Here is a 25,712-nt window from a genome sequence, read left to right as displayed (position 1 = left end):
TTATGTTATTTTCAGGTTGATATCCCAATGCGTTCCCTTACTATTTTTTTGTATTATTACCCCTTCTAATTGTTCAACCAAAGAAGTGATAAGTTTAATCCCAAAAGAATTGTTTTCTCCACTTTTTTTAATATCAAAACCTATTCCATTATCTATTATTTGTATATGTAAATAATCTTCGACTTCTTTTAATACTATTATCTGAAGTGTCGGATGCTTTGTTTTTTTATAGGCGTATTTGAGTGAATTTGTGACCAGTTCATTAATAATTAGCGCTAATGGGATAGCCACATCTACATGAATTCCAATATTAATAATATCAAAATGAGGATTAAACTTTGCATCATATCCATGAAAAAGCCCTAATACCAATTCTTCTAAATATTCTTTCATCATGATTTTAGTATCTACACCTTCCTGATATAATTTCCTGTGTACAAGTGATAGCGCTTCTACTCTATATTTTCCAGAAACAATAGCATCTTTTGCCGGGTGCCCTGTAAGTTCATGACTTTGAAGATTAAGTAAGCTCGAAATCATCTGTAAGTTGTTTTTTACGCGATGATTCAATTCTCTTAACAATAATGCTTTTTCTTGTTCTCGTTTGGTAATAATTTCTTTTTGATCAGATAAAATAATATTAGTCCTTTTGATCTTTTTATTAATACGATAAAGCAAATAAGCAAAAAGAAGTAATATTATCACTCCTATAATTAATGAGACAACGGCGAATTTTTGATTCGTATTGATGGTATTAAGAAGTGCTATTTTAGATTCTCGCTTGTCGATTTCATAACCGGATTTTAGTTGCTCTATTTTTTGAATATTCTCCTTGTTAACAAGACTATCCTGATAGGTTTGAAACATTTTTTGATACAGCAGCGCTTTTTCATATGCTTGTCTTTCTTCATAAAAAGAACGGAGTATCGCACTGAAATCTCTAATTTGTTCTTTTAATCCTGCTTCTTTGGCCATTTTCATGGCTTCCAGATATTTTTTTTCGGCAAGTTCAGGTTTCTTCTGTTTGCTATAAATTTCTCCTAACTCGGCCAAATATATTGATGTTGAGTATAGGTCCCCTAATTTCCCGAGAGTAAGAATAGCTGTATCTAAGCTTTTTTTTGCAATACCAAATTCGTTTTGGGCAGCGTATACCATACCTAAGTTGCCAAGAGAATACCCAGAAATCAATTCATTTTTTATTTGATCATTATATTTTATTGTTTGTCGAAAACAAGTAGTAGCACTATCCAAGTGCCCTGCCAATCGATATGCTTCTCCAAGGTTAAGGGTTGTAATAGCATAATTCTTTAAATTGTCAGAATTGCTATAGATATCCAAAGATTTCTTCAAATATAGAATAGCCATTTTATACTCTTTATCACTAATATAATTACTGGCCAATTGTGCATAACTGGCGGATTGATGTTCTATTAATTTTAATGATTCATAAATTTTTAAAGCCTTTAAAGAGGCTTCAAATGATTTGCTGTTATTTCCTAACCTCCTTTCGACATGACTAATCTCTTCAAGAGCATTTCCTTGTAATAAAGGATCTTTTATTTCTGCAGCAATTTTTAAAGATTGTTTAGCTAAAAATAATGCTGTATCTAAATCTTGATGGTTAAAAGCAAGTAAACTTAAACTTTTTGACCGTTCCTTTTTTGATAGGGTTTTCACCTTTAAAACGGTAATAAGGCTATCAACAATTTTTGTGGTTTGAGAAAAAGATGTATTAAAAATCAGAAATAGAGATAGAAATAAAACTTGTTTAATTTTAATACTATTTTTATTCATTCTAAGATCAAGTACTAGAACTTATTTTCATCAAAGGATCGATACTAAAAAAAAATGACTTGCCATTAGGATTCGTATAAGAAAACAAAATTGTATATAATAAATCATATCCAACAGTAATGGTATCGTTAATAGTCAATGAAATACTACAAGCAGTACTGCCATCTGATGAAGAAGGGGTTATAAAAAGTGAACCATCAGGTGCTTGAGTAAATTGAGGTTCTGTAGTGTTCTGAAAAATTGAATCCCAAGAAATATTAGGGTCACTAGACTTACTCCCATTTTGAATTTTTATATAATAAAGTTGAATTTGTTCACCCTTAGTAACATTTTCAAGTTGTAATGTTATCTTAAATACGTCACTGGGACAGAACTGAGGTATCCCTTTAATATTTTGTTCTACTAAGCTATCTATTGAAATAGGTGAGGACATTGTACCAATTTTGGTATTAAAATGATTCAAAGCTCTATGCATTACTTGCGTATAAAGACAAAACGTTACTTCACTAGGACTCGTGGGATTAATACTATCTGGTTTTATGGTCGTTAGATTTTCCATGATGTGTGTGAGATTTAAGAGTTTAAAACTTCTATTGCTATAAGAAAGGAGTTAGATTTGTTAGAGTAAATATAAGACATTAACACTTATCATTATATCCATATAAAGTTTTCTTAATTTCTTTAAACGGAGTAGTATCTCGGTTTAATTATCTATTCTATGAATGTTTAGGATTTTCGACTGCTTTTTTGTGACGGCCTCTTTGTATTTAAGAGCTTGTTTAAAAACCTTACTTCCTGAAAACAAATATTTTAAGAACCGTGAGCTTACTTCAAATAATTAAAATATCTCAATATTCTCATCATTTCAAGTGTCCTCAGAACCTTAAACTATTGATTTTCAATTTGTATTCTTTTTAAACATACTCTAAAATAGATACGAAGTTAACAAGAAGTTTAGTTTTTTGAAAAATAATAATTTCTAATGAACCAAAACTAAAAATAAACGCTAGTCTAAACTTGAATAAGCTTTTATAGATTCTAAAATTAAACTGTACTAGAACTTATTTTCATCAAAGGATCAATACTGAAAAAGAATTTAGCATTGTTTTTGAGAGTATATGAAAACAAAATGGTGTAATATAAATTATATTCTTCGTCCCCAATATTATCCTGAACAGTTAACGAAACGGTATTTTTATCATCGCCTGATTTATTAGGAGCAACATAAAGTGAATTATCAGGAGGTATGGTACATGATTCGTCAGATGATATGTTTTTAAAAACGGAGGACCATTGAATGGAATTATTTCTTCCAGACTTAATTATATTTTGAAACCAGATATAACAGAGTTGAATTGATTCTTCTTGCGATTCCAAAACAAACTTAATCTCTTGATTAGAGGTAAATTTTGGTATGCCTATTATATTCGTAATTACTAAACCATCTGTAGGCAAAGGTTCGCTCATTGTTCCTTTAGTGGTTTTAAAATCGGTGACAACTTTTTTTAATGTTTCAGAAAGAAGAACAAATATTAATTGTTGGGGATTAGTGAGGTTAATAGTATCCGGTTTTTTTGTCATTATATTTTCCATGATATGTATAAGTTTTAAGAAGTTAAAATGGCGTATGACTATTTTATGAAAATTTGGTTTGGTTGATTATTCAAAGTATAATGTATTACTATTTATTAGTATAGGGTTATAAAGTTTTCATAATTTCTTTAACCCGTACTATGCTTTAAATCTTAATGAGAACATTCTAATACGATTTGTGATTAAAAAATTCGTATAAATTCATTGAATTATTTTTTCTTTATGCAAGGCAAAAAAATCAAGCATAGCTATAGCTACGGTTTATTTTTTAAACGAAGTAGAAAGGAAAAAGAAACGATGAATATGCGAAATTTTTAGTTATAAATCGTATAATACATAATCTGTCTTAAATTCCTGACGAATATAGATGTTTACTAAACCGTACATACTGGTTACGTTTTTCATTCTTAGGATCTTATATGTCATACTTTGAAAGTAAAAATGTAAAACGTTTTACTCATTTATAAGTGATATACACTCAATATATTAGTCCATTCACTCATTACTTTTCTTTTTAGGATGATAATTGAACAAATTTGAACCATTGTTAGACAGCAATTACAGGATAATGTATTCAAAAAATCAAAATAATATGGCACAGAAAGAGATAAAAAAGGATGTTAGTTTTGAAAGGCTTAATAAGTTTCTTAGGCAAAACAAAAAGATCGATTGGCAAACGATAAACTTAGTTGATAAAAAAGTAAACGACACCCTTAATTGGAAGGGGGTAGAAGATAGTCAAGAAGATGTGTTAAAAAAAGTAAAAGGGTATCAACGGATGGTAAGAGTCTTAGGAGAAGATAATCCCAAAATAATAAAAGCGCTCCTAAAAAAAAATATTCACTCAGCGATTCAAATTGCAGCAATGACTCAAAAACATTTTATAAACGAATGTTCAAAAATTTTTAAGAATGATGATGAGTATATAAAAGAAGTACATAAAAAAGCGGTGGCTATTAGAAGCAAGTTATTAGTGCGATATGTAGAACATACCCAAAACAAAGAGCCTCATGTACAGCAAGTAAAAACCTTGTAAGTATTAGCTAGACGATACTGTTTATTTTTTTCTAATAACTACTCCGCTAGAATAACTTTCACAGTAATCCCCAATTAATTTATCCAAAATATTTAGGTCAATAGTGTTCTCCTTTTTAGGAAGGATTAGGATTCTTTTTGCCCGATTTAATTTTAAAATATTTATATAAGATGTATAATAACAACGACTTACCAGATTATCAAGAGCTTTTTGGTGATCTAGATTTTAAAAAAGGCGAAGATGCCAGATCTGTTTATTCTCCTGCTGCCTATCTGGCAGATTTATTACAATTAATGGAGGACGAGTTTAATGAATCAAATACAGGTGTAAATAATCGTAGATCTGATATTAGAGAAATATTATTAAATGAAGAAAACACCTATACCGAAGTACCTTTTCTGAATATAGCAAATGAGATTTTAGAAAAGAAAATTGGTAGTAAAACAACAGAGGCTGAAAATAAGGAAGAGGTATATCAAAATATCTTACCCAATGTTAAATATCCTTTTAATACCCCTTTTAATCTTAGTGAAGAAGAAATAAAATTATATCTAAAATATTTGGGCATTTCTGCAGAAGAGTTGCATAAGCTGTTTGCAACTAATCAAGAATTCGATACTGTAGCAATTGTACGCGAGTATTTAGGGTTATCATCAGAAGAATGGGAAATCGTTATTGGGTATAATAATCATGATGGTGATGAAATAGAGGCTTATTATAATTACTCTGGAACTTCTTTTATATCAGTAATGTCTAATGTAACTTCTTTTATGGAAGCTACAGGGTTAACAGGAGTTGAAGTTAGAGAATTACTATTTCAAAAACTAGAGGATAAAGAAATTGAAGCGGGATTAGCATCAGGTTTTTTTATTAATAGAAATGGTAGTACCTATGCTACTTTAGATGATACCGAAGAAATGATGGTATACCAAGATGGTGCAAATCAAAAACCATTAGATTATGCATGGTTTAAACGCACTAACGTGTTTATTCGTCTCGCTAAAAAAATAGGGATGAGCTTTACAGATCTAGATACCATCCTGAGAGTTTCAGGAAAAACAGAACTCAATCTAGAAACATTTCATCTTATAGCTGTTGTTCAAAAGCTTCAAAAGAAAACAGAACTTCCTGTTACTATAATAATGGGAATCATTAGTACTGTCGATGAGGTAGGGCATACCGATCAAGACGAGCCTCAGGACGTATTTAATAGTGTTTTTAATACTAAATATGTATTGCAAGACGGCCAGTATATTGCTAGTGATCAGAATTATCTGATTCCTCAACAATATATTGATGAGGGGTATTCTGAATTGACGTATCATGATGATTTATTCTCTGAAGACAATGACACATTTAGAAAACGAATAACTCATGCATTGGGAATTTCTAAAATGGATTTGGAAAAAATCGTACAAAGATTAGATGATGCAGATGTTAATAGCAATCTATGGATGAAAGCAACTTCTAAGAAATTCTTATTGAGTTTCTTATATCGTTTTGTAAAACTTTCCGAAATACTGGATGTTACTCACGAAGAAGTATATACACTTTTTGATGTATTGGAGCAAGATTTTAGCATAGTAAGATATAGTCAACACACTACTTTAATTAATGAAAAACCAAGTACTCAAAACTGTTACGATATCTTTTTAGAAGGAAGCATAGAAGATAGATTGTGGTTGATACAAACCTTGAGCGCCATTGCAGAATGGATGATGGAGTATGATTTTACGGCAGATTTACTTTGGTATATTACTACAGGAAAGTTTAGAACCGAAAAAACAGAGATAACAGCCAAAGAACTAACCATTTCTCAGTTAGATGGATTGTTGAAGGCATATAAAGAAGTGACAGCCAGTTCTGCCATTTTTCAAAAAGGAGTATTCGATACGCGTAGTGCTTCTGTAATTTTTAAAATACTAGAGCAGCATGATCATATGATGTGTAAACCAGCACATAAAATGATTCATGATCGTTCAGACAAAGCACAGAAAGTGGCAGAGAAAGCTATCCTGGCCTTGGGAAAAGTACATCCTACGGATTTTCAAGGATTAGGATTAGAAGAACCATTGGTAGAAAAAATTAAAAAGAACCTTACCTATAAAGGATATGTAGCAGAAAATGGTATTATTAATATCGCAAATTTACCAGAAAAAGCAGAAGATTTTAAGTTAGAAACTGATTTTGGGTATTATCTGGAAAGTGTATATGAGATCATTCATAAGATATATAAAAATGAGGAAGAGAATATTCCCGAAGAGGATGAGGTGTCTTTTTCAATATATCTTTCTGATCTACGTTCCTTACCACTTTTTGAAGAAGAGCTAGAAGAATTATATGACAATCTGATCTTTAATCATTATATCGACGAAGAAGGAGTTGTTAAATACAGTAACTTTTTCAGTGATCCAGAAAACTTTAATTATTTCGATGTAAATACACATATCGCTGAGCATTCAGAAGAGGTCTATAAATTATTAAAAAAACAGACAGAACAATTCAAAGATACCCAACTAAAATTAACTACGGGATTGTTTGACGAACTCGAATTATCAAAAGTAGAATTAGAAGACCTTATGTATAACCTTACTTTTAATGGATATACCAATGAACAAGGTTTAGTAACGGATAAAGAAAAATTATTATCAGAGGATATTGAGAGCTTCCGTATAGCATTGCATTTCTATCCTAAACGGAAAGCGATTCTAAAAATTATTCAGGATAAAGTAATACAGGTTCAGAAAACGCACTTAGTGACCAATACGAAAACCCTTAATGGAATTGCAGATATCATTATATCGGGTTGGGCTTTTCAGGATTTACAAGGAGATTATCTAGATGGAAATATGATAGTATCTGAGACTAAAAACTTCTTTTTGGATACCGAAAATCAAAATAAACTCATATTAGGTTATTATTTTGAAGATGCCACAGGTGCGGCAATTTTTCAAAGAATGCAAAGTATAATCAAAATAGCCGAAACCTATCAGTTTATAAATACACCTCTAGAAAATCTAAATTTTTCTCCTCAGGAGCGTAATGAACTCACTAGTTTATTAATTGAAATTGGGGTCTTATCCAACACTCGGCATATAGCTCAGGATAAAATAGATTATTTCTTAAACTCTAATAATGCCAATGTTTTTAGTATTACGGGTTTTGAAGATTTTAATAAAGAGATATTTTTTATTTTACAATCCATAAGTAAAGAGGTAAAAGCAGCTCACCAACAGATTATTGATGCGATTATAGATCTAGAAACACGCCAAGAAGATGTGTTGTGGGAACAATTACAAAGTATTTTTGGATTAGATAAAGAAACATTAATGATTGTTTCTAAGCATGTTTTTAAAGGCAAAAAAGATATAATATCAGCTTGGATGACTCCTATAATGGAGACGGCCAATTCTTTAGGGAAAATAACAAAAACACCAAAAAATAGAGCTTTTACGACTTCTTTTCAACGTATTCGTCAATATTCTGTACTGGCTAGCAAACTACAGTTAGGAGCAAAAGAAACAGAGATCGCCTTTAAGGATCAGGATCTAGTAGCTAAGTATTCAGAAAATTTAGAATTACCAGAAGGCGTTACTTCTATTGATGCTTTATTAGAGACCGAAGAATTTATGTACCTGTTTTCTAATTCAGAATATTGGACCTATAGAGCTATGGATTACGCACTTATAGATCGATATGGAATCGATCTGGATAAAGAAGAAAGCTTACAAACCGAAGAAGAAAAAGAAATTATTGATCTCTTAGAAGATGATAAAAGATTACGAGATCAATTAGAAGAAGATCCGATTCGTAAACTATTCAAAAAAGAAGGTATTCTGGATATAGATGCTGCTTTTATGGATAAAAACGGAAATACCTATATCATAAGTGGTGATCACTATCATTTATGGATAAAAGAAGGGGGTAGTTGGACAAAAAGAAAAAATGAATTTGGTAAGGTAGACAATGCTTTTACAGAAATAGGCAAGGTAGATGCATCATATGTAGATCCACTAGGTCGCTTATTTTTATTTGCAGAAGATATGTATGTTCGATATTCAGATGCTAGTGCTTCTGTCATTGATAGTGGATATCCTAAAAAAACTAATGCACATTGGAAACATGAAGGCTTAGGTATTAATTTGCCAGAAATATTCCCAGATGGATTAGACGCAGCTTTTGAAGGTCTAGATGGTGAAACCTATTTCTTTAGAGGAAACAAATTTATAAGCTCTAGGGATGAGATTATTAAGGACGTTGCAGAACATTGGGGAAAATCTAAGTACGATTTTAAGGATATTGATGCTATAGATGCAGCCTTTACTCATAATGGGATTACTTATGTTTTTGTAGATGATCAGGTAACTGCTTATATGGACTGCCTCGAAAATTATGAGGTTCGCGAGTTAGAAGGTTTTCCAAAACGTATACAGGATTGTTTTGAGGGGGTTCCCGCTGATTTTATTAATGGAATTGATGCCGCTTTTGTAGAAAAAGAACAAAATGGAGATGTTTATGGTAGTGAAAACAAAATACATTTTTTTAAAGATGACCACACCGTAGCATTTGCAATGGATGTTATGGGATCTATAATAATTGATATTGAGGACTCATTATCTTTTGAGGGTATTTCTACAATAGAATCTATAGAAACAATTGATGCTGCAATGGTAGGTCTGGATGGGTATACCTATATCTTTAGTGATACAAATTATATTCGATATAAAACTGGAAACTATAAGCAGGTAGATGAAGGATACCCCAGATTAATTTCAGAAGATTGGGAAGGGTTAAAAACAATCAAAGCTGCTTTTGTACTAGATGGAAAAACATATGTTTTTGGTAGGAAAGGTAACAAACAGGTGTATGTAAGATATTCTACCAAGGATTATAAAGAAATAGATAAAAAAGAAGAAAGTAAAGATTCTTATATCACACCTATCGGTAATTTGTTGGATGTAGACGAAATAGAAGTATTCCCAGCTGATATAGTAGATAATTTCTGGAGTCTTCCTCAACATTTGTTAGATAGAGGATTTAAAAAACCTGATGCTATACTTAATGCGCATGATGGTAAAACATATCTATTTTCAAAAAAACAAGTGATAGAATTTGATCATATCAATCGTTGGTGGTCAGAGCCCAAAAATATCTATAAACAATGGCCAGAGCTTCCTTTAGGAATTACCAAAATTGATGCCGCATTGGCAGGAAAAGATGGAAAAACATACTTGTTCTTTAACAATCAATACATACGGTTTTCGGATAAATCCGCCTGTCATATTGATCATGGATATCCCAGAACAATTAGTAAGTATTGGGGGTATGTAAAAAATAATCTGATCGAAAATTGCAAGGTCGATGCAGCAGTCACTTTGTTATCTAGAGAAGATGATGAAGATTTAGAAGGATATGATTTAGAAAAAGTAAAGACAATCCATACCTATTTGTTTTCTGGAGATCAATTCTTCAGATATAAAGAAGGAGATTATAGTCAGGTAGAATCTGGGTATCCCAAACCCCTAAAAATGCTTAAAGAAGAACCACGTTTTAAAGCACTCCAAGATCATATGCCTAATCGCGTTAATGCCTTGCTGGTAGATGAGCGAACAGTATATCTTTTTGATGGGACAACCTGTCACGTAATCTCAGAAGAGAAAGAAGAAAGAGGAGAAATATATACCAAAGGTGAATTTCAAAATATTAAAACAGCACTGATCGAAGAAGGAGCAGTATATACACTGAAGGGAACACAATGGGAACATATTTCTGCTCTGGAAGGAGAAACCATTAGTAAAGAGGATAAGTTTCCAAAACTTCTTAATGAAGCCCCTATAGATTTTACAACCAATTTGGATACCGTTTTACAAGGGGCTGATGGCAATACCTATTATTTTAAAGGTGAAAAATGTTATAATACGTTGTTAGAAACCGAATATTATATCAAAAACCAATGGGGCAAACCAGAAAATGCCATTTATGAGACAGAACATATTGATACAGGGTTTGTAGGTAGAGATGGTAATACTTATCTATTTAGTGGATCTCAATATTATACCTATACAGGTGATAGCTATATAGGAGTTACTATGGAAGAAGCTCCAAGGAGAATCTTTAAGCATTGGGCAGGACTTACAGAAGTAGCATTTGCCTATGTTATGGATAATAAAACCTATTTGTTTGAAAAAGAAGATGCAGACGGTAACTTTAGATATGTCATCTATCATACCGATGATTACATATTAGAGCAACCAGAACTATACTATGGAGACTTTTCTTTCTGGGGAATTCCACAAGCACAGCAACGAGCGGGATTCAATACTTTTGATACGATATTACAACATGGTGATAACTTAATCTTTATTAAGGACCAACATTTTATACGATATCATCTTCTTGAGCAAAACTGGTCATATCCTCAAGAAATTCAATTATTATATCCAGGGATTCGTTTTAATAAAACGACATTTAAGAATATCCAAACAGCCTTTAAAGGAACAGATGGTAAAATGTATTTCTTTGACGAAGCCTGTTTTGTGGTTGGTGTGAATAATAACGATGGTACCTATACGTATTCTAAAGAGGATGAAGTCGCTTATTATTGGGGATTGTTTGAGAATACCTTACACGATCATATAGATGCTGCTTTGGTACACCAAGGGGTAACCTATCTATTCTCAGGTAATCAGTATGTTCGATATTCTGGTACTATATATACGTCAGTAGATGAGGATTACCCAAAACGAATTGATAAGCACTTGCGTGAAGAAACTCCTTTTAAACACATGACAGAAGAGTTTCAGTACGAGTTGGATAAAATTTATGAAGGCACTACATCAGGAATAACTGCTGTAATCACAAATAACCGTAATACATATGTTTTTATTAATGATCAATTACATGTTGGTAGCGTAAACGAATATGATGTCTTTACTATATCACAATTGCAAGATCGTTACAATGCTTTTAGAGATAAAGGACGAATCGATGCGGCTTTTGTAAAAGATAATAAAACCTATTTGTTTTGCGAAGATCAGTATATCGTATATACAGGAAATAAATATCATACTATAGATGCAGGCTATCCAAAATTTATTGAAGAAAGTTTGGCTACAACATTAGGAATAGCAGATCTACCAAAGAATTTTAGATATGGTATTGATGCAACCTATGTAGCGGATAATTCGGTAATCGTTTTTAGAGATGAAAACAGATACGTTTTGGGTAATACCATTAGTACTCAGGATATTTCTGATTACGTTGAGGTTGACAACAATTTTGAAGGCAGTACTACTATTGATGCGGCTTATGTTGATGACCAAGGGAAATTATATGTATTCAAAGACAATCAATTTATATGCTATAGTGATACCGATCAATTATTTAGTTGTGAGGATGAGGCATCAAAATTTGTAGATCCCTCATATCCTAAACTTATAAAAGACCATAAGTTACATCTTCCTAATCAATTTAGTTCAGGGATCAATGGAGCTTTTACCTTAGAAGATAAACTATATACCACTAAGGGGAATCTGTATGCAGTGTCTAAAAAAGGTAAGATGTATGACCATCAAAACTTCTACCCACAACGGTTTGATAAACGATGGGGAGATTGGTCAGATTATCTGGTAATGGATATTTATCTTTTGGCCAGATTAATGGATCTTAACAACCGGTTTAGTAGTAGTGAAGAGACCTTGATTAGTGTATTGTCAGATCGAGGCTATACCAAAGAGCCCTATTATATGCTAGCTGAGATTTTTGGATTTGATAAAGAAGAAATTCGTTGGGTAAAACAGCAAAATGCCTTCTTGTCACCAACCAATGCTATAGAGCAAGACATTACAATCGAAACAATTATTAAATTATTTGATATCCTGTCGACAACAGAGCGTATCAAAGTAGATGTTAAAGCACTATATCAAAATGTTTGGCAAGTATTGTATGAGGTAGGCAGAGATGTTAAAAGTGCGGCTGCTAATATATATGCAATGCTCGCAGAGGTAGACTATAATGATAACTATGTTACCTTATTTGATCAAATAGATAGAGAACTCAATGTAATCAAACGTGATGCGCTCGTACCCTACGCAGTAGCGAATGATGATGAGGTCGAAAACACACGAGATCTCTATCAAAAACTGTTGATCGATACACAGATGGAAGGCGATGCCACCACTTCTAGAATCAAAGAAGCAACAATGGCGATCCAATTGTTTTTTCATAGATATTTCCTAAACTTAGAAGAAACTGAGCTCAAAGGGAACCTAAAAGAACACGAACGAGAAGCGCTCAGACAACAGTGGGAATGGATGCGCAATTATAGAGTTTGGGAAGCCAATCGAAAAGTATTTCTATATCCAGAAAATTATATTAGACCAGAATTACGTGACGAAGATCAAAAAACACCAGCTTTCGAAACCTTAGAACAGGATTTGATGCAAGAAGAGATCACAGAAGCCAGCGTAGAACGTATCTATAAAAAATATCTGGATGAGTTTACCGAAGTATCGCGATTAAAAATTGTCGGAGGGTACTTATATGATGGTGTAAGTATTGATGAAGGTAATAGTACCGAGATAAATAAAAGACTGGTCGTCTTAGGCAGAACAAAAACAGATCCATATCGCTATTATTATCGTTTTGGAAATTTCATTAACGGTGAAACCAATAATAATAGTTGGGAACCCTGGGAAGCTGTTAATATTACCATAGAATCTGATCGGGTCTATCCAGTATATGCGTTTAATAAAGTATTTATATTCTGGACTCGGGTAGAACCAGTGCCTAATGAGGATACCAGTTCTACTACCATAACCGATAATGATGATGGTACGACCCATGAAATATCATCAGAAGAAGGAGAAAACAAATACACAACACGTATCTACTATTCTTATTATAACCTGAATAAAGAATGGATCCAGCCACAGTTGTTAAAGACTAGCTTTGAAGAAGATGTAACAGGTAATGGCGACCTGGTTACTATAGATCACTTGCTATCCAATGGTCAAATCGTCGATGTAGAATTATTTGTAGAACACTCTAGTAAATTGGGAGATGAGGATCATGATAATATTATAATAAGTTGCAAGTATACACGTGTACTAGTAGATAATTTTATTGACTCTGAGCTTTTAGGTTTTCCAATTTTTTACCCGTTTCTCAAATCCGTAACCAGGGCATTTAACCTTACTCCAGAATTGTATAGCCAGAAAAATACAGATCCGGTTGATTTTGATACTAAAGGTAAGGAGACTTTTGAGCGCTTGTTTGATGAAGGAAGTATCGAAGATGATAATGTAGTGACATTACATACCTCAGAAGAATCAATCGATGCACCTTGGTTTGCTTACGACCATAAAGGAGGTAGCTTTTTATGTAAACCTGATATAGCAACACTAGACTTAAATAATTGGCCTGTTAACATAGGTAACGCACAAAATAATGACCAAACCCCAGGTATCAGTTCAATTGATGCAGCCTTTAGTGATGGTAATAACGACTATTATTTTTCAGGAGAAAATTATTTTCTTAATAATAATACCGTAGGAGAGTCTATTGAAAGCAAATTCGGAAAAATTAAAAGTTTTACCACAGTATCCGCTGCCTTTACCCATAATGATTGCGCATACCTGTTTGATAATTCACATTTTGTTAAGTATACAGATGATGACTATGATACCATAGAAGAAGGTTTCCCAAAAGATAATAATCTAAGCATAGTACTCCAGGAACTCGGAGCAAATAATTATAACGGAATTGATGTCGAAGGGTACGTGGTTATTTCAGCGTATAATATCCAAGATGAAGTCTATTTTAACGTCGAAAAGAACGGTGATTTCATGGATCTGAGATTAGATAGCAGCGGTAGCCTTACCGAGAATCCATTTGTAGACACCACTACACCAGCAAAAGAATGGAACTCAGCTTTAGCATTTTCGTATAGTGGAGATCAGTACGTTATTGGATTTTTATTCGAAGACGATGCACAACGAGTACATGTATATAAAAACGGAGTTAGACAAACCTTTACTCAGGGAGATGAGATTACCGATAGTCCAGAAGTTTTTAGAGAAATTACTGCAGTCTTTTCAGGAGTCGAAGGAGACGATCATCTCTATATATTTAGCAATGATACTTATATTAAAATAGATAAAGATAAAGATCAGGAAGTCATTAATACTATGATCTCTGACTGGTCAGATGAAGAGTCACCAATTGACGAAGACTGGAAAAAAGGAAACAAAAATAGTTTTGATACATACAAAATAGATGCAGCCTATATCTCTTATGATAAACTTTTTCTACTACTCGGTGATCAATATATCAGGTTTACCATAACCTCAGGGACAATAGATGACGAAATGGATTCGGGATATCCAAAATCACTACCAGATGGTATTCAGGATTTGGGTGCAGCTTTTTCCTTAGGAGGTAATGTTCACTTTTTTAAAGAAGATCAATACTATACCCTTTCGGGTACTGATGAACCAGATGCATTAGAGAACCCAAAACCTATTAAGGGAAATTGGGGTAATATTCCGAAATCCTTTAGAAAAGATATGGACGCAGCACTTAATCGAGGTTCAGAATTATTGTTTTTTAAAGGGAACGAGTACATCAAATATGAAAATATAGGAAACGATAATAAGGCAAAACCATTCGAAATAGAAGAAGTGCATTACGAAATCATTCGTTTAACCTCGAGTACAGCTAAGGATTTTAATAGGCTTCTTTTTACAGGAAGTATAGATGCATTATTACAACTCAGTACACAACAGATCGATGAAGAACCTGCTTTTAGTTTTGAAGATAAAAACGCCACAACTATTAAGGTAAAGGATAATTATGTACAATCATTACCTGTAAGTTCACATATCGATTATAATAGTGCTAATGGTATATATTATTGGGAAGTGTTCTTTCATGCCCCTTTCCTAATAGCAATGTCACTTAATACAGATCAAAAATTTGAGGAAGCCAAAAAATGGTATGAACACATCTATGATCCAACAGCAGCAAAATACTTTTGGAAATTTCTTCCCTTTCAGGCAGTGGATATCGATGCACTGATAGAACCTGCAAAAGTATTAGTAAAAGAGCTAAATTCTACAGCCTTAGAAGGTAACATCGATAATTTAGCGGCTGAACTAAAAACATATGATGATGAATTTTTAGGAATGAGTACTGAGCATGCTATTAGTGATCTGGAAGATTTTTTAGATAACTCGGTATATTTGTCTGAGGCTTTAGAAATAGTAAAAAATGCAATCAATGATGATACGGATTCAGAAAGCCCGGAACAACAGTTATTAGAAATTTTGCAACTCATCCAGCGCCTGCCAGAGAATTATGCGTTAATGCAAAATACAGAGGAACAGATCACGAGTTATCTTAATGACCCCTTTGATCCACATGCAATAGCAGGCTTACGTCACATTGCATACCGCAAAGCCATTGTGATGCATTACATCGATAATTTGCTGGATTGGGGAGACATGCTTTTTAGACAATATACGCGAGAGAGTATTAATGAAGCACGAATGCTTTATGTGCTGGCCTATGATTTACTTGGTACAAAACCAGAAAATTTAGGAGAAAAAGCACTTTCTGAAGATCAAAACTATGAACATTTGGCTCATAATATTGGGGAAGATACGTATGATTTTCTATTCTTATTAGATTTAGAAAATGACGGCGAAGCCATATATGATAGCTTAACTTTTGCTGGTCAGCAACACGATACGCTGGCAACGCTTAATGCTTCGGTAATTAATCCATATTTCCATATTCCCGAAAATCAGGTTTTTATGGAGTATTGGGGTCGGGTAGAAGATCGTTTGTTTAAGATCAGGCACACCCTTAACATAATGGGACAGAAACAACCCTTACCACTCTTTCAGCCACCGATCGATCCTATGGCATTGGTTAGCGCAATTGCAGGAGGAGCAAGCCTGAGTAGTACATTAAGTATGTTGTATACGATGGTGCCACATTATCGCTTTAGTTACATGATCGAAAAAGCAAAGGAATATACCGAAAGAGTATCACAGTTTGGAGGAGAATTGCTTGGTACCATCGAGAAAAAAGATGCCGAAGAGATGGAACTACTCCGAAACAAGCAAGAAGGTTTGATTCTCGCATTAAGCACACAGATCAAAGAAGATCAAATCAGAGAAGCCAATTATCAGATCAAAAGTTTAGAAGAAAGTCTCGATGGAGCCAAAAACCAGAGAGATCATTACCAACGACTATTGGATAATGGGATGCTAAGCGAAGAAGAGGTTCAGATTGCACTGATGATTACAGGTACCATATTAATGGGAACCGCAGCAGCGCTAAAGATAGCATCAACCATATCGTATTTATTACCTCAGGTATTGATAGGACCCTTTATTGCAGGTACTCAGGCAGGAGGACGCCAACTAGGGGATGCTTTAGATAAAGGAGGAGAAGCTCTGGAAATAACAGGAGAAACCCTGATGACAGCTGGCGAAATTGCAGGAATCTATGCACAACATAAGCGTTCAGAAGAAGATTGGGAACTACAAAAAGCTATGGCCGAGAGTGAGATCAAACAATTAGAGTACCAGATTATGGGGGCTCAAATCCAAAAAGCAATAGCACGACGAGAGTTACAAATCCATGATCAGGAAATCAAGAATAACAAGGCAATAGAAAAATTTATGAAACAAAAATTTTCGAACCTCGAGTTATACAATTGGATGAGTAGCAAATTATCAGGCTTGTTTTATCAAACCTATAAAATGGCACATGATATTGCTAAGAAAGCAGAAAAAGCCTTTGTTTTCGAAACTGGAACCAAAGAAGCCGAAATACAGTTTATTGGAGGAACCTATTGGGACAGTCAGAAAAAAGGATTACTCAGTGGAGAAACCCTTGGTGTAGATCTTGCCAAGATGGAAAAAGCCTATATCGAACAGGATAGCCGTGGGATGGAGATTACCAAAAATATTTCTATGCTAGAACTCGACCCACTCGCTTTTATCCAATTAAAAATGAAAGGAGTATGTGAGTTTCGATTAACAGAAGAACTATTTGATCAGGATTTTCCAGGGCATTATAATCGCCAGATGAAAACCATTTCCTTAGCCTTTGATATTGGCGAGGGTAAAACGATTAATGCTACCCTCACACAGTTAAATAACAAACTGGTTATGGAACCAGATCCTAAGGCAGTAAAATATTTACTAAATCCTAAAGGAGATCAACCATTAACCATACGTACCGATTGGAAAGTAAATCAACAAATAGCACTATCCTATGTAGATCAATATACCGAAAACAATGGCATGTTTGAGCTAAGGTACGATGATGCACGCTATTTACCCTTTGAAGGTACAGGAGCCGTATCCCTATGGCGATTAGAACTACATGGTAAATCGGGGAGTTATGATATCAATGATTTGTTAGATGTAACCATTAAGCTGCGATATACTGCAGAGCAAGGAGGAACAGCCTTTGCCAATTCCGTAAAAGGAGCTTTAAAACCATACAGAGCCACCAGTTTCTTTGATCTTGCATATACCTTCCCTGAGCAATGGAATGAGCTTATGATAGGAGAAAGTAATACTATGGAACTCACCTTTACCAGAGATATGTTTCCTGGTATGACAGGAAGCAAAGTTATGGGAGTTATGGTCCGTTATCAATATGAGGATGGTGGTTCGGCGACTTTTGAACTCAACGATGAGTTAAAACTGACCAATAACCAATACCTCGAAGCCTCGAACCTAAACATTGCCAGAAATGGATCCAACTGGAAATTTACCGTCAAAGGGGATAAATCACAGATCACTAATGTAGAAATGGTGGTCATTTACAAAGCCAAAGTTTAAGGTTTTAAAAAGAGCAGTATAATTTATCTCTTTCCTAATAGATTGTAAACTCTTACAACTCGATTTCAGGAACACTTCAAGATCGTGTTTTGGGCAGATCTGCCCAAAACCGATCCCTGAAATCTGTAGGTGAAACAGGAAGCAATACCCTTAAGTAAAACCCTAATAGTTACCCAACAATAGCTAAAAATGATACACAAATGAAACCATCCATAAAAAGAAGAAAACAACAACCCAGATTAAACAGGTTACTAGGTATAAAACGGAACCCCAAAGCAGGAAATATAAATAGTCCTGAGCATAAAAATCGCAGAAAAGCCCGAGCAAAAAAAGTAGCCAATGCCAAGATAGTATTACGACCACAAAACCCTAAAATGCCAATATATGATGTGCTAAAAGGACGAAATGTATATCTGACCACGGACAGCAATGGCAAACAACGATATGTACCCAAAGAGAGTCAAGCTACTGCCAAAGAGAAGGCAAAGGGGCTTTTTATTAAAGATAGAACGGTTATTAAAAAAGGCAAAAAAGCACTGAACAAAGATGCGCAACCTAAACTAGATAGTACGGGTAGGAATACCTATCCCGTAAAAGGAGAAGACGATACAACACAGTACTTACCCAAGGAAAGTGATGCTACTCAAGAAGAAAAAAATCAGGGGCACTATGTTGAAGAGAGCTCTTTGAACTCACCAGTGAAAGCTAAACAAGCCAGCGAAGGAGGACTACCGATTCGTGACCTTGGCAAGGGCAGAAAAGTATATGCAACACTATCAGAAGATGGAGATCAAATTTTTTTACCCAGAGAACGTGATGCCACTCCTTACGAAAAAAGGAAAGGACTTTTTGTAACTAACGAGAGTGCGGTAATGCAAACTAAAGGTAAGCAAATGGCAGAAGGAAAACCTATTCCTGACCTGGGTAAAAACAGAATGGTATATCCTACAGAATCGACTGATGGAGAAGTTGTTTTTTATCCGCGAGAAAGCGAAGCTACACCCAATGAAATCAATAGTGGGCAGTTTGTAACCGATGAAAGTGTCAAAGACCAAACAGAAAAAAAAACAAGTCAAAAAGAAGAGGCAAAGTATAACAAAGATAAAAACCGATTTGAGTACCCCTATGAAAATCAAGAAGGAGAAATCACCTATCTACCCAAAGAAAATGAAGCTAGTGAAGAAGAAAAAGCCAATGGCCAATTTGTAAATAGCAAAAGCACAGAGAATCCTGCTGATCAATGGACACTTATAGTCAACGGAAAACCTAAGTATGAAGCTGATCGTTATCTGTATCCAGTTACAGAAGCAGCGGGAAACCTGGTATACTTACCCATAACAACAGAAGCAACTCAGAGGGAGCTAGAAAACGGCTTGTATCTACCCTTTGAAAGTATAGAAACTTCTGATCGAATCATAGATCGTGTAAAAAGAACGCAACGACTGTATCCGATAGATCCAATTAGTATAAGTGATGTAACTGATCGGGATAGGCAGTTATATCCCAAAACTGATCCAAATGATGAGGTACGATACTTGCCCAAAGCTAGTGAAGCCACAGCAGATGAGATTGCTAACAAACAATTTATACCAGATGAAGAAACAGATCCTGCCGCAGCCAGACGGGACCCGGGTAGAAAACCCTTTAGCGAGGCTAATGATGGCACAATTTTGTGGGATGGTAAAAGTTTACCAGCGCCTACAGCACTACAACAAATAGCACTATTAAGAAGTTTAAAACCCAATTTTGACCCACAACATGGGCGCATGTTATATCCCATAACTAATACCGATGGGACACAACGGTATATACCCCTGATCGAAGATGCTACGGTAGAAGAAGTAATGCAGGGTAACTATGCAAAATTTACTACCGAGCAACCTTTGGAAGATGTAATACAACAACACCTTGATGAACAAACCTATGAAGTAACTACTGGGAAGATCAGCGCCATTGCCATTGCTGATTTAGAAAAGGTTTTTACAGAAGTACCGCTTAGACTAACTAGTAATACGGATTTAGAAGAGCTATTGAATAATGAGAATTCCTTGCAGCAGCAATGGACCCTATTGACAATCAATTAAACTTTAAGATTATGAGAAGATTAAAAATAAGAAACAAAGCAAGAATTAAAGCAGAAAAAAGAGAAGGCTCAGGTTCTGAATCTGAAACAAAAAAAAGAAAAAGATCTAACAGCGATATAGGTAGTAAAGTTTCTAAAAAGAAGAGAAGGTTAGAACAAAATTTAGTTTTTTTCAATAAAGCAAGCGAAGCAATCAATAATGGAAACGTCAATGATTTTTTAAATGCAGTTGAGAGTGTAATAGCCAATAAAGGACTCAAAAGTCAGGCATATAGCCAATTGACCATTGACAACCCAAATCATCGTAGAGTCCTTATAAATTTAGAAACGCGAGGACAAAGAGTTGCATGGATAAATAGTTTAGGAAAAGGAGGAAGAGCACTTCAATTAGCAGAACTCGATGCCATTGGTGATAGCGATAAAATAAGAGAGTTAGGATTAGAAACTCTTTATATTCAATTAAATAGTAAAGTAAGAGTTGATGATGCAGGAAAATCAGGGGGAGTAGGAGCTCCAGGATTTACAACAATCAATATTCAAAATGCTGCTAAAGCAACTGCAAAAGATATAAGAGTACACATTCGAGATCAAATCTTAGGAGATAAAGGTGAACAAGTACGTCAAAAAATAAGGAAAAAAGGTAAGATTTCCTCTGAATATCAAAAAGGATTAGATGATGCAGCTGCATTAATTATGGCAATAGAGTACCCAGTTAATCATTTATTAGAGGGAGAAATACATGCTGTCGGGGTAGCCAATGATGTATTGGCAGGAAGTCTTTATAACAATAAAAAACACGCAGCACCCTATACCGATCTGGCTATTGATCTTGATCGTATCATAGAAGATAAGAAGTTAGGTGATGCGAATGATGTCGCCTCTATTATTGCATATTATGCAGGTTTCACAGATGTTCTTCCAGAGGGAATTACTACAGAAATATTACAATCCATAGAAGGAGCTAAACTAAGAGAATTTGCAACAGTTCAGATTACAGAAAAAGGTAGGGAATTAAAGCGTATTCAAGAAGTAGGAGAAGAAACAAAAGATGATCTACAACTAGTTGAAAAAGCCTTAATAGCGGCTGCAAGAGATGGTTTTACAGCGACTTATGCGCAAAAGAATAACAAGAATGCAATTTTTGCCAATAAAGGAGGGCAAGATGCTTTACGGGAGAGATATGCAGCATAAGCAAAAGAGGAGACAGAATAATAATAAAATACCCCCCAGTACTAAAGAACTAAAAAAACTACTAAATGATCAGGATACTTTGCAGCAGCAATGGAGGGTATTAACAGTTATTTAAAATTTAAGATTATGACAAGAATAAAAGGAAAGCGTAAAAGAGAACAGGAGGCTGATAATGAAGAAACAAGAGAGGTAAAACGACCTCGAAAATCAACCAGAGATAGAAGACCTAAAGCCGAAAAGGCAAAAGATAAAAAAAGTAAAGAAAAAGAGGAAGCAACAAAGATTGAAGATTCCATTCTGAAAATACGGTTATTAAAAGATAGAAGAAAAGAATACAGAAAATACTCAATTGAGAAGAATAGAGATATCATAATAAATTTTAGAGACACAATAAAGCGAAGCTGGGCAGATTCTTTATCTCCAACAGAAAGAGCATTGGTTAGGGAGCAGATTGAAAATGATGAGGATTTTATAGAAGGTCGAATACCAGAGTTAAGAAATCTTAATCTCCAAATAATATATTCACAAGGCAATAATAATGATTTTGCGTCAAGTGGTGGAGTAGGCACTCCTGGGATGTCAAAAATTAATATAAGTGTTGCTAATGCAGTAAGTGCATTGGAGGGGGTAGCACATATTAGAGATAAAATTTTAGGTAATGAAGGTGTGGAGATTAGAAGATTACTTAGATCAGGAACAGATGTAGAAAAGAAAGAAGCGCGTGAGATAGCAATAGGCTTGATTCGAAGGATACAATACCCAGATACACATCTGCTAAAAACAGAAGGTAGAATCAAAGAGGTACATGCAGTGGGATTAGGCAATGATGTGTTGGCAGTTCGTCTCAGTGGCTTAGATGAAGAACAAAGACTTACTGCAGCTCCTTATGATAGTATTGCCCTTGAAATAGATGAAATAGAACGTTGGGATAATCAATTAAAAACAAGGATTATAGCATATTACGCTGGATTTCAAGAAGCTTTACCGGATGGAGTAACAATAGAAGATTTAAACTCAGAAGATGGTGCAAAATTAAGAGAATTTGCAACTATACAAATAGCAGAAAAAGGGCGTGAACTTAGAAGAGTTGATGAAGCTAATATAGTTCCTGTAGGTGAAAAAGGAAAAAAAGAAGAGATCGAAGACAAAAGAATTGTTGAAAAAGCTTTAGAAACAGCAGAGATTCGGGGATTTGACGAAGTTTATGTAAATAATGCAGACGAATTAGCAGTTTTTGCTCAAAAAGGAGGACAAAAAAAGTTACGAGATGTTTATGGTATTACTGAACTAGAATCTATGGATTTAACTTAGGTAAAGGCTGCTTTGACTTGCTAACTCGCTACCGCTAGTCTGCGACTAGTGGCGATAAGAGTGAGCAGTACATGAAAGATGTTCAGATTGCAACAGTGAAGTTTATAACCCTCACTACCATTAGCTAGCACTACGAAGTTTGCAACTTCCTAGTGGTTTGTAATTCGCTACCGCTAGTCTTTGACCACTGGCAGTAATAGTGAGCAGTACAAGGAACATATTCAGATTGCAACTAGCTCTGCCAAGTTTACAACATTCGTTACCGTTAGGCTGTGACTAGTGGCAGTAAGAGTGAGCCGTATATCAAACATATTCAGATTACAATTAGCTCTGCAAGTTTATAACCTCATAAGTTGATAATACAGATTGTAACCCGCACCAAATTAAGACATATAGCTATAGACTAATATTTAAAATTTTAAAAGGATGAGACGATTAAAAATAAGAGATCGGAGTAAAAGAAATATCAGAGAAAGGCAACGTAGAAGAGAAATAAGTAATCTCGAATCTGATATACAAAAGCTAAGAAGAATACATGCTCCTATACGAGATATCCGCAGCTTAGAACGTAAGATAGAAGCTCTAGAAATAGAAATCGGTGATAGAGTATCTGTTCAGCGATCAGACCAGTTAGCTCTGGTAAGAGCAGAAAATGCTCAAAGGATAAGAAGAGAATTAAGAGATACTGCCCTAGAGGTGTATGACACTGTGGACCCATTTATCAGGATGGCGATGGAAATATATCCTATAGAAGAATTTACAAGATTAAGTGATGACCAAAGAATAGGATTTTTAGGAGGACTTAACAGCAAATTACCCAATCTACAGGCAATGATTCAAAAAAACGGGAGGGGAGTACAAATTGAAGGGAATATCTTGAGCCAATCACAACTCAATGAGTCTTTTATATACCTGAATCCGGATTTTATAGGACAGGCAGTACGATTGTTTAATGGTCAAATGGCACAATTCAATTTTCTTCATGCTTCGGGGTCTCCAGTCACTTTAATTACCAGTCCAATGGGAGTACTTACCGATCCGAAAACCGTAAGAGGCTTTCCGGTTCCTCAGCTATTAGATTCAGAACAAACCCTTCAGCAGTTAACTATCGAAGAGGTGATCAAGGAAACAGATTTAAGCAAATTTATGAAAGCTCAGGAACTATTTCAGAGTCAAATCAAACTCATGGATGGATTAGATAGTTCGGGTAGCGAGTATGAGTTTGCTTCCTTTTTTCGGGAAGGGAAAAGATATTCTGAAGAAGAAATCATACCCTCGCATCAGGTACTGGCAAGTTCCAGAAAATTCGGAAAATTTGGATTAGCCTGGAAACTAGAATCAGACTCAAGAAACACATTAGAGTTAGTTGCTCCACCATTAGTATTTCCTCGAGATATCAAAGGAAAAAACAAACGCGAAGAAGTTAGCGGTAAACTCGTAGAAGTCTTGCAAACAGTCAATAAAGGCGATGAACCTTTATCTCTTGAAACTGTTATGTTAAAATTGGCAGAAGCCGGTCTGGGAGAAGCATGGGAAATCAAACGACCAGAACTAAATCTGGTGGTCATTAAAAAACAAAAGTCTGGTGATACTGTATATGTTCAGGAAAATGTCTCGATGTTCCCGACTGAAATAGGAGATCTTCTTATCCAAAAAATAGAAGGCTTCGAAAGCAGTTCTCTGGAAGACCCCATGATTACGAGTTTAAATCGAATGACCAATAGTATCTATAAGGAACTTACCCAAAAAACTGGAGATGATCCTTCTGTAGCCATGAAAAGAGCCATTGCTGTTTTTGCCAGGTATGTAGTAAACATAGCAGGAATCCCGGGCATGTTAGAAAGACAGGCAACCGGAATACGAAGAGATTCAACCCCCACCTCAATCAAAGAAATACATGGAGTCTGGATAAAAACAGATGCTTTAAACCTGATTAAAAACTTTTTTACAAATAAAGAAGATCTAGATCGATTTAAGAAGGTAATTGATGGAGGAATAAATCCTAAGGTGTTTGATGAACTTGTTGTGACCAATCAGGAAAAGGCTAAGTTTTTTCAGCAAGCTTTAGCACAGGATTTAAGCCGTGTAGGTGGTCCAGGGTTGGTATCAAAAAAGGAAGCCCATTTCAAATTTTTAAGACGGAAATTATTAAACAAAGAAATTAATCATAAGGAAATATCTGAAGTTAAGCGATTAGGAGATAAGATACTCGAAATTAATGATGCACTTTCTATTGAAGAAGCCTTTAATCTCACTGGAATAATTTTAAAACATTCAAACTCCAGGTTAACCAGAGGACGAATCGAATTGGTAGTTGCTAAGTATAAAGAAAACGGAAGAGTAACTCCGGAAGATATGGCGACCATTTCGACCTATGATCCTATCGAAAGAATAGAAGAATTTCATGGGATCATGTTTGGTGAGCTAAAGTCCTTTACCCAAAGAATACAAGAGATGGATGGTACTCGGGAGTTTGTTCCGCAAGAAGAAGAAACCACAGCCAAGTTTTTAAGTGAAGTATATGGTGACGGTCGGGGAGTAAGAAAAGGAACACGCTTACCTGCTATAGCAACCAGTTCGGGAAATATGTATGTGGTAGAGTTAAGATAAGATTAGGAAAAAACATAATACTAGTAATGATTTCTGTAAGAATCAGTAATAAGAATGCTAATCAAGAGAAAAACTAATAGAATAACAGATGAAAAGAACACAATCTTGACATAGAAAAGACCTGCTTTGCGAAGTTTGCAACTTCGTAGTAGTAACAGTATCTAGGAGCTAATAGTTACAGTTTTGCAGAGCAAGGTCTGCTAATTTTCATTTGAATTTACTTTGATTA

The 25,712-nt window shown here is 34.7% G+C and carries 9 protein-coding genes; 6 read left to right on the top strand and 3 right to left on the bottom strand.

The genetic code is table 11. From position 1 onward, the window contains the following. From F0000_RS01510 to F0000_RS01500, 3 genes are all read right to left on the bottom strand, one after another. A complete protein-coding gene (locus tag F0000_RS01510; RefSeq protein ID WP_255452588.1) occupies positions 1–1,680 on the bottom strand; it encodes a histidine kinase dimerization/phosphoacceptor domain -containing protein in 1,680 nt (559 codons plus the stop codon). Between the two features lie 124 nt (positions 1,681–1,804). Next, positions 1,805–2,356 carry a hypothetical protein gene (locus tag F0000_RS01505; protein WP_149622929.1) on the bottom strand — a complete coding sequence of 184 codons (552 nt, stop codon included), beginning with the start codon at positions 2,354–2,356 and terminating at the stop codon, positions 1,805–1,807. Between the two features lie 485 nt (positions 2,357–2,841). After that, on the bottom strand, positions 2,842–3,390 hold the full coding sequence (locus tag F0000_RS01500) for a hypothetical protein (RefSeq protein WP_149622928.1): 549 nt from the start codon (positions 3,388–3,390) through the stop codon (positions 2,842–2,844). Positions 3,391–3,982: 592 nt separating this feature from the next. On the opposite strand from F0000_RS01500, the gene F0000_RS01495 reads away from it, so the two are divergent. The 6 genes from F0000_RS01495 (at position 3,983) to F0000_RS01470 (ending at position 25,483) form a co-directional block, all read left to right on the top strand. Beyond that, complete coding sequence (locus F0000_RS01495) at positions 3,983–4,426, top strand: hypothetical protein (protein ID WP_149622927.1); 444 nt, start codon at positions 3,983–3,985, stop codon at positions 4,424–4,426. 170 nt (positions 4,427–4,596) lie between these two features. Next, the gene (locus tag F0000_RS01490; RefSeq protein ID WP_149622926.1) at positions 4,597–18,288 is read left to right on the top strand and encodes a hemopexin repeat-containing protein; all 13,692 of its coding nucleotides are present in this window, start codon (positions 4,597–4,599) and stop codon (positions 18,286–18,288) included. 200 nt (positions 18,289–18,488) lie between these two features. Beyond that, on the top strand, positions 18,489–20,372 hold the full coding sequence (locus F0000_RS01485; RefSeq protein ID WP_149622925.1) for a hypothetical protein: 1,884 nt from the start codon (positions 18,489–18,491) through the stop codon (positions 20,370–20,372). An 11-nt stretch (positions 20,373–20,383) separates the two neighbouring features. Next, complete coding sequence (locus F0000_RS01480) at positions 20,384–21,562, top strand: hypothetical protein (RefSeq protein WP_149622924.1); 1,179 nt, start codon at positions 20,384–20,386, stop codon at positions 21,560–21,562. Between the two features lie 126 nt (positions 21,563–21,688). Further along, a complete protein-coding gene (locus F0000_RS01475) occupies positions 21,689–22,873 on the top strand; it encodes a hypothetical protein (protein ID WP_149622923.1) in 1,185 nt (394 codons plus the stop codon). A gap of 426 nt (positions 22,874–23,299) precedes the next feature. Next, positions 23,300–25,483, top strand: coding sequence for a hypothetical protein (locus tag F0000_RS01470; protein ID WP_149622922.1), 2,184 nt, complete (start codon positions 23,300–23,302; stop codon positions 25,481–25,483). Positions 25,484–25,712 lie beyond the last annotated feature (229 nt).

Origin of the sequence: Aquimarina sp. RZ0 (genome assembly GCF_008370685.1) — a bacterium.
Taxonomy (GTDB): Bacteria; Bacteroidota; Bacteroidia; order Flavobacteriales; family Flavobacteriaceae; genus Aquimarina.
Note: the sequence above shows the minus strand (reverse complement) of the source record. Positions and strands in the feature narration are given on the sequence as shown.

Bases quoted from the DNA above. Each gene is read 5' to 3' on its own strand.
- F0000_RS01485 (WP_149622925.1), top strand. From the start codon at position 18,489: ATGAAACCATCCATAAAAAGAAGAAAACAACAACCCAGATTAAACAGG.
- F0000_RS01505 (WP_149622929.1), bottom strand. From the start codon at position 2,356: ATGGAAAATCTAACGACCATAAAACCAGATAGTATTAATCCCACGAGT.
- F0000_RS01475 (WP_149622923.1), top strand. From the start codon at position 21,689: ATGACAAGAATAAAAGGAAAGCGTAAAAGAGAACAGGAGGCTGATAAT.
- F0000_RS01495 (WP_149622927.1), top strand. From the start codon at position 3,983: ATGGCACAGAAAGAGATAAAAAAGGATGTTAGTTTTGAAAGGCTTAAT.
- F0000_RS01480 (WP_149622924.1), top strand. From the start codon at position 20,384: ATGAGAAGATTAAAAATAAGAAACAAAGCAAGAATTAAAGCAGAAAAA.
- F0000_RS01490 (WP_149622926.1), top strand. From the start codon at position 4,597: ATGTATAATAACAACGACTTACCAGATTATCAAGAGCTTTTTGGTGAT.
- F0000_RS01500 (WP_149622928.1), bottom strand. From the start codon at position 3,390: ATGGAAAATATAATGACAAAAAAACCGGATACTATTAACCTCACTAAT.
- F0000_RS01470 (WP_149622922.1), top strand. From the start codon at position 23,300: ATGAGACGATTAAAAATAAGAGATCGGAGTAAAAGAAATATCAGAGAA.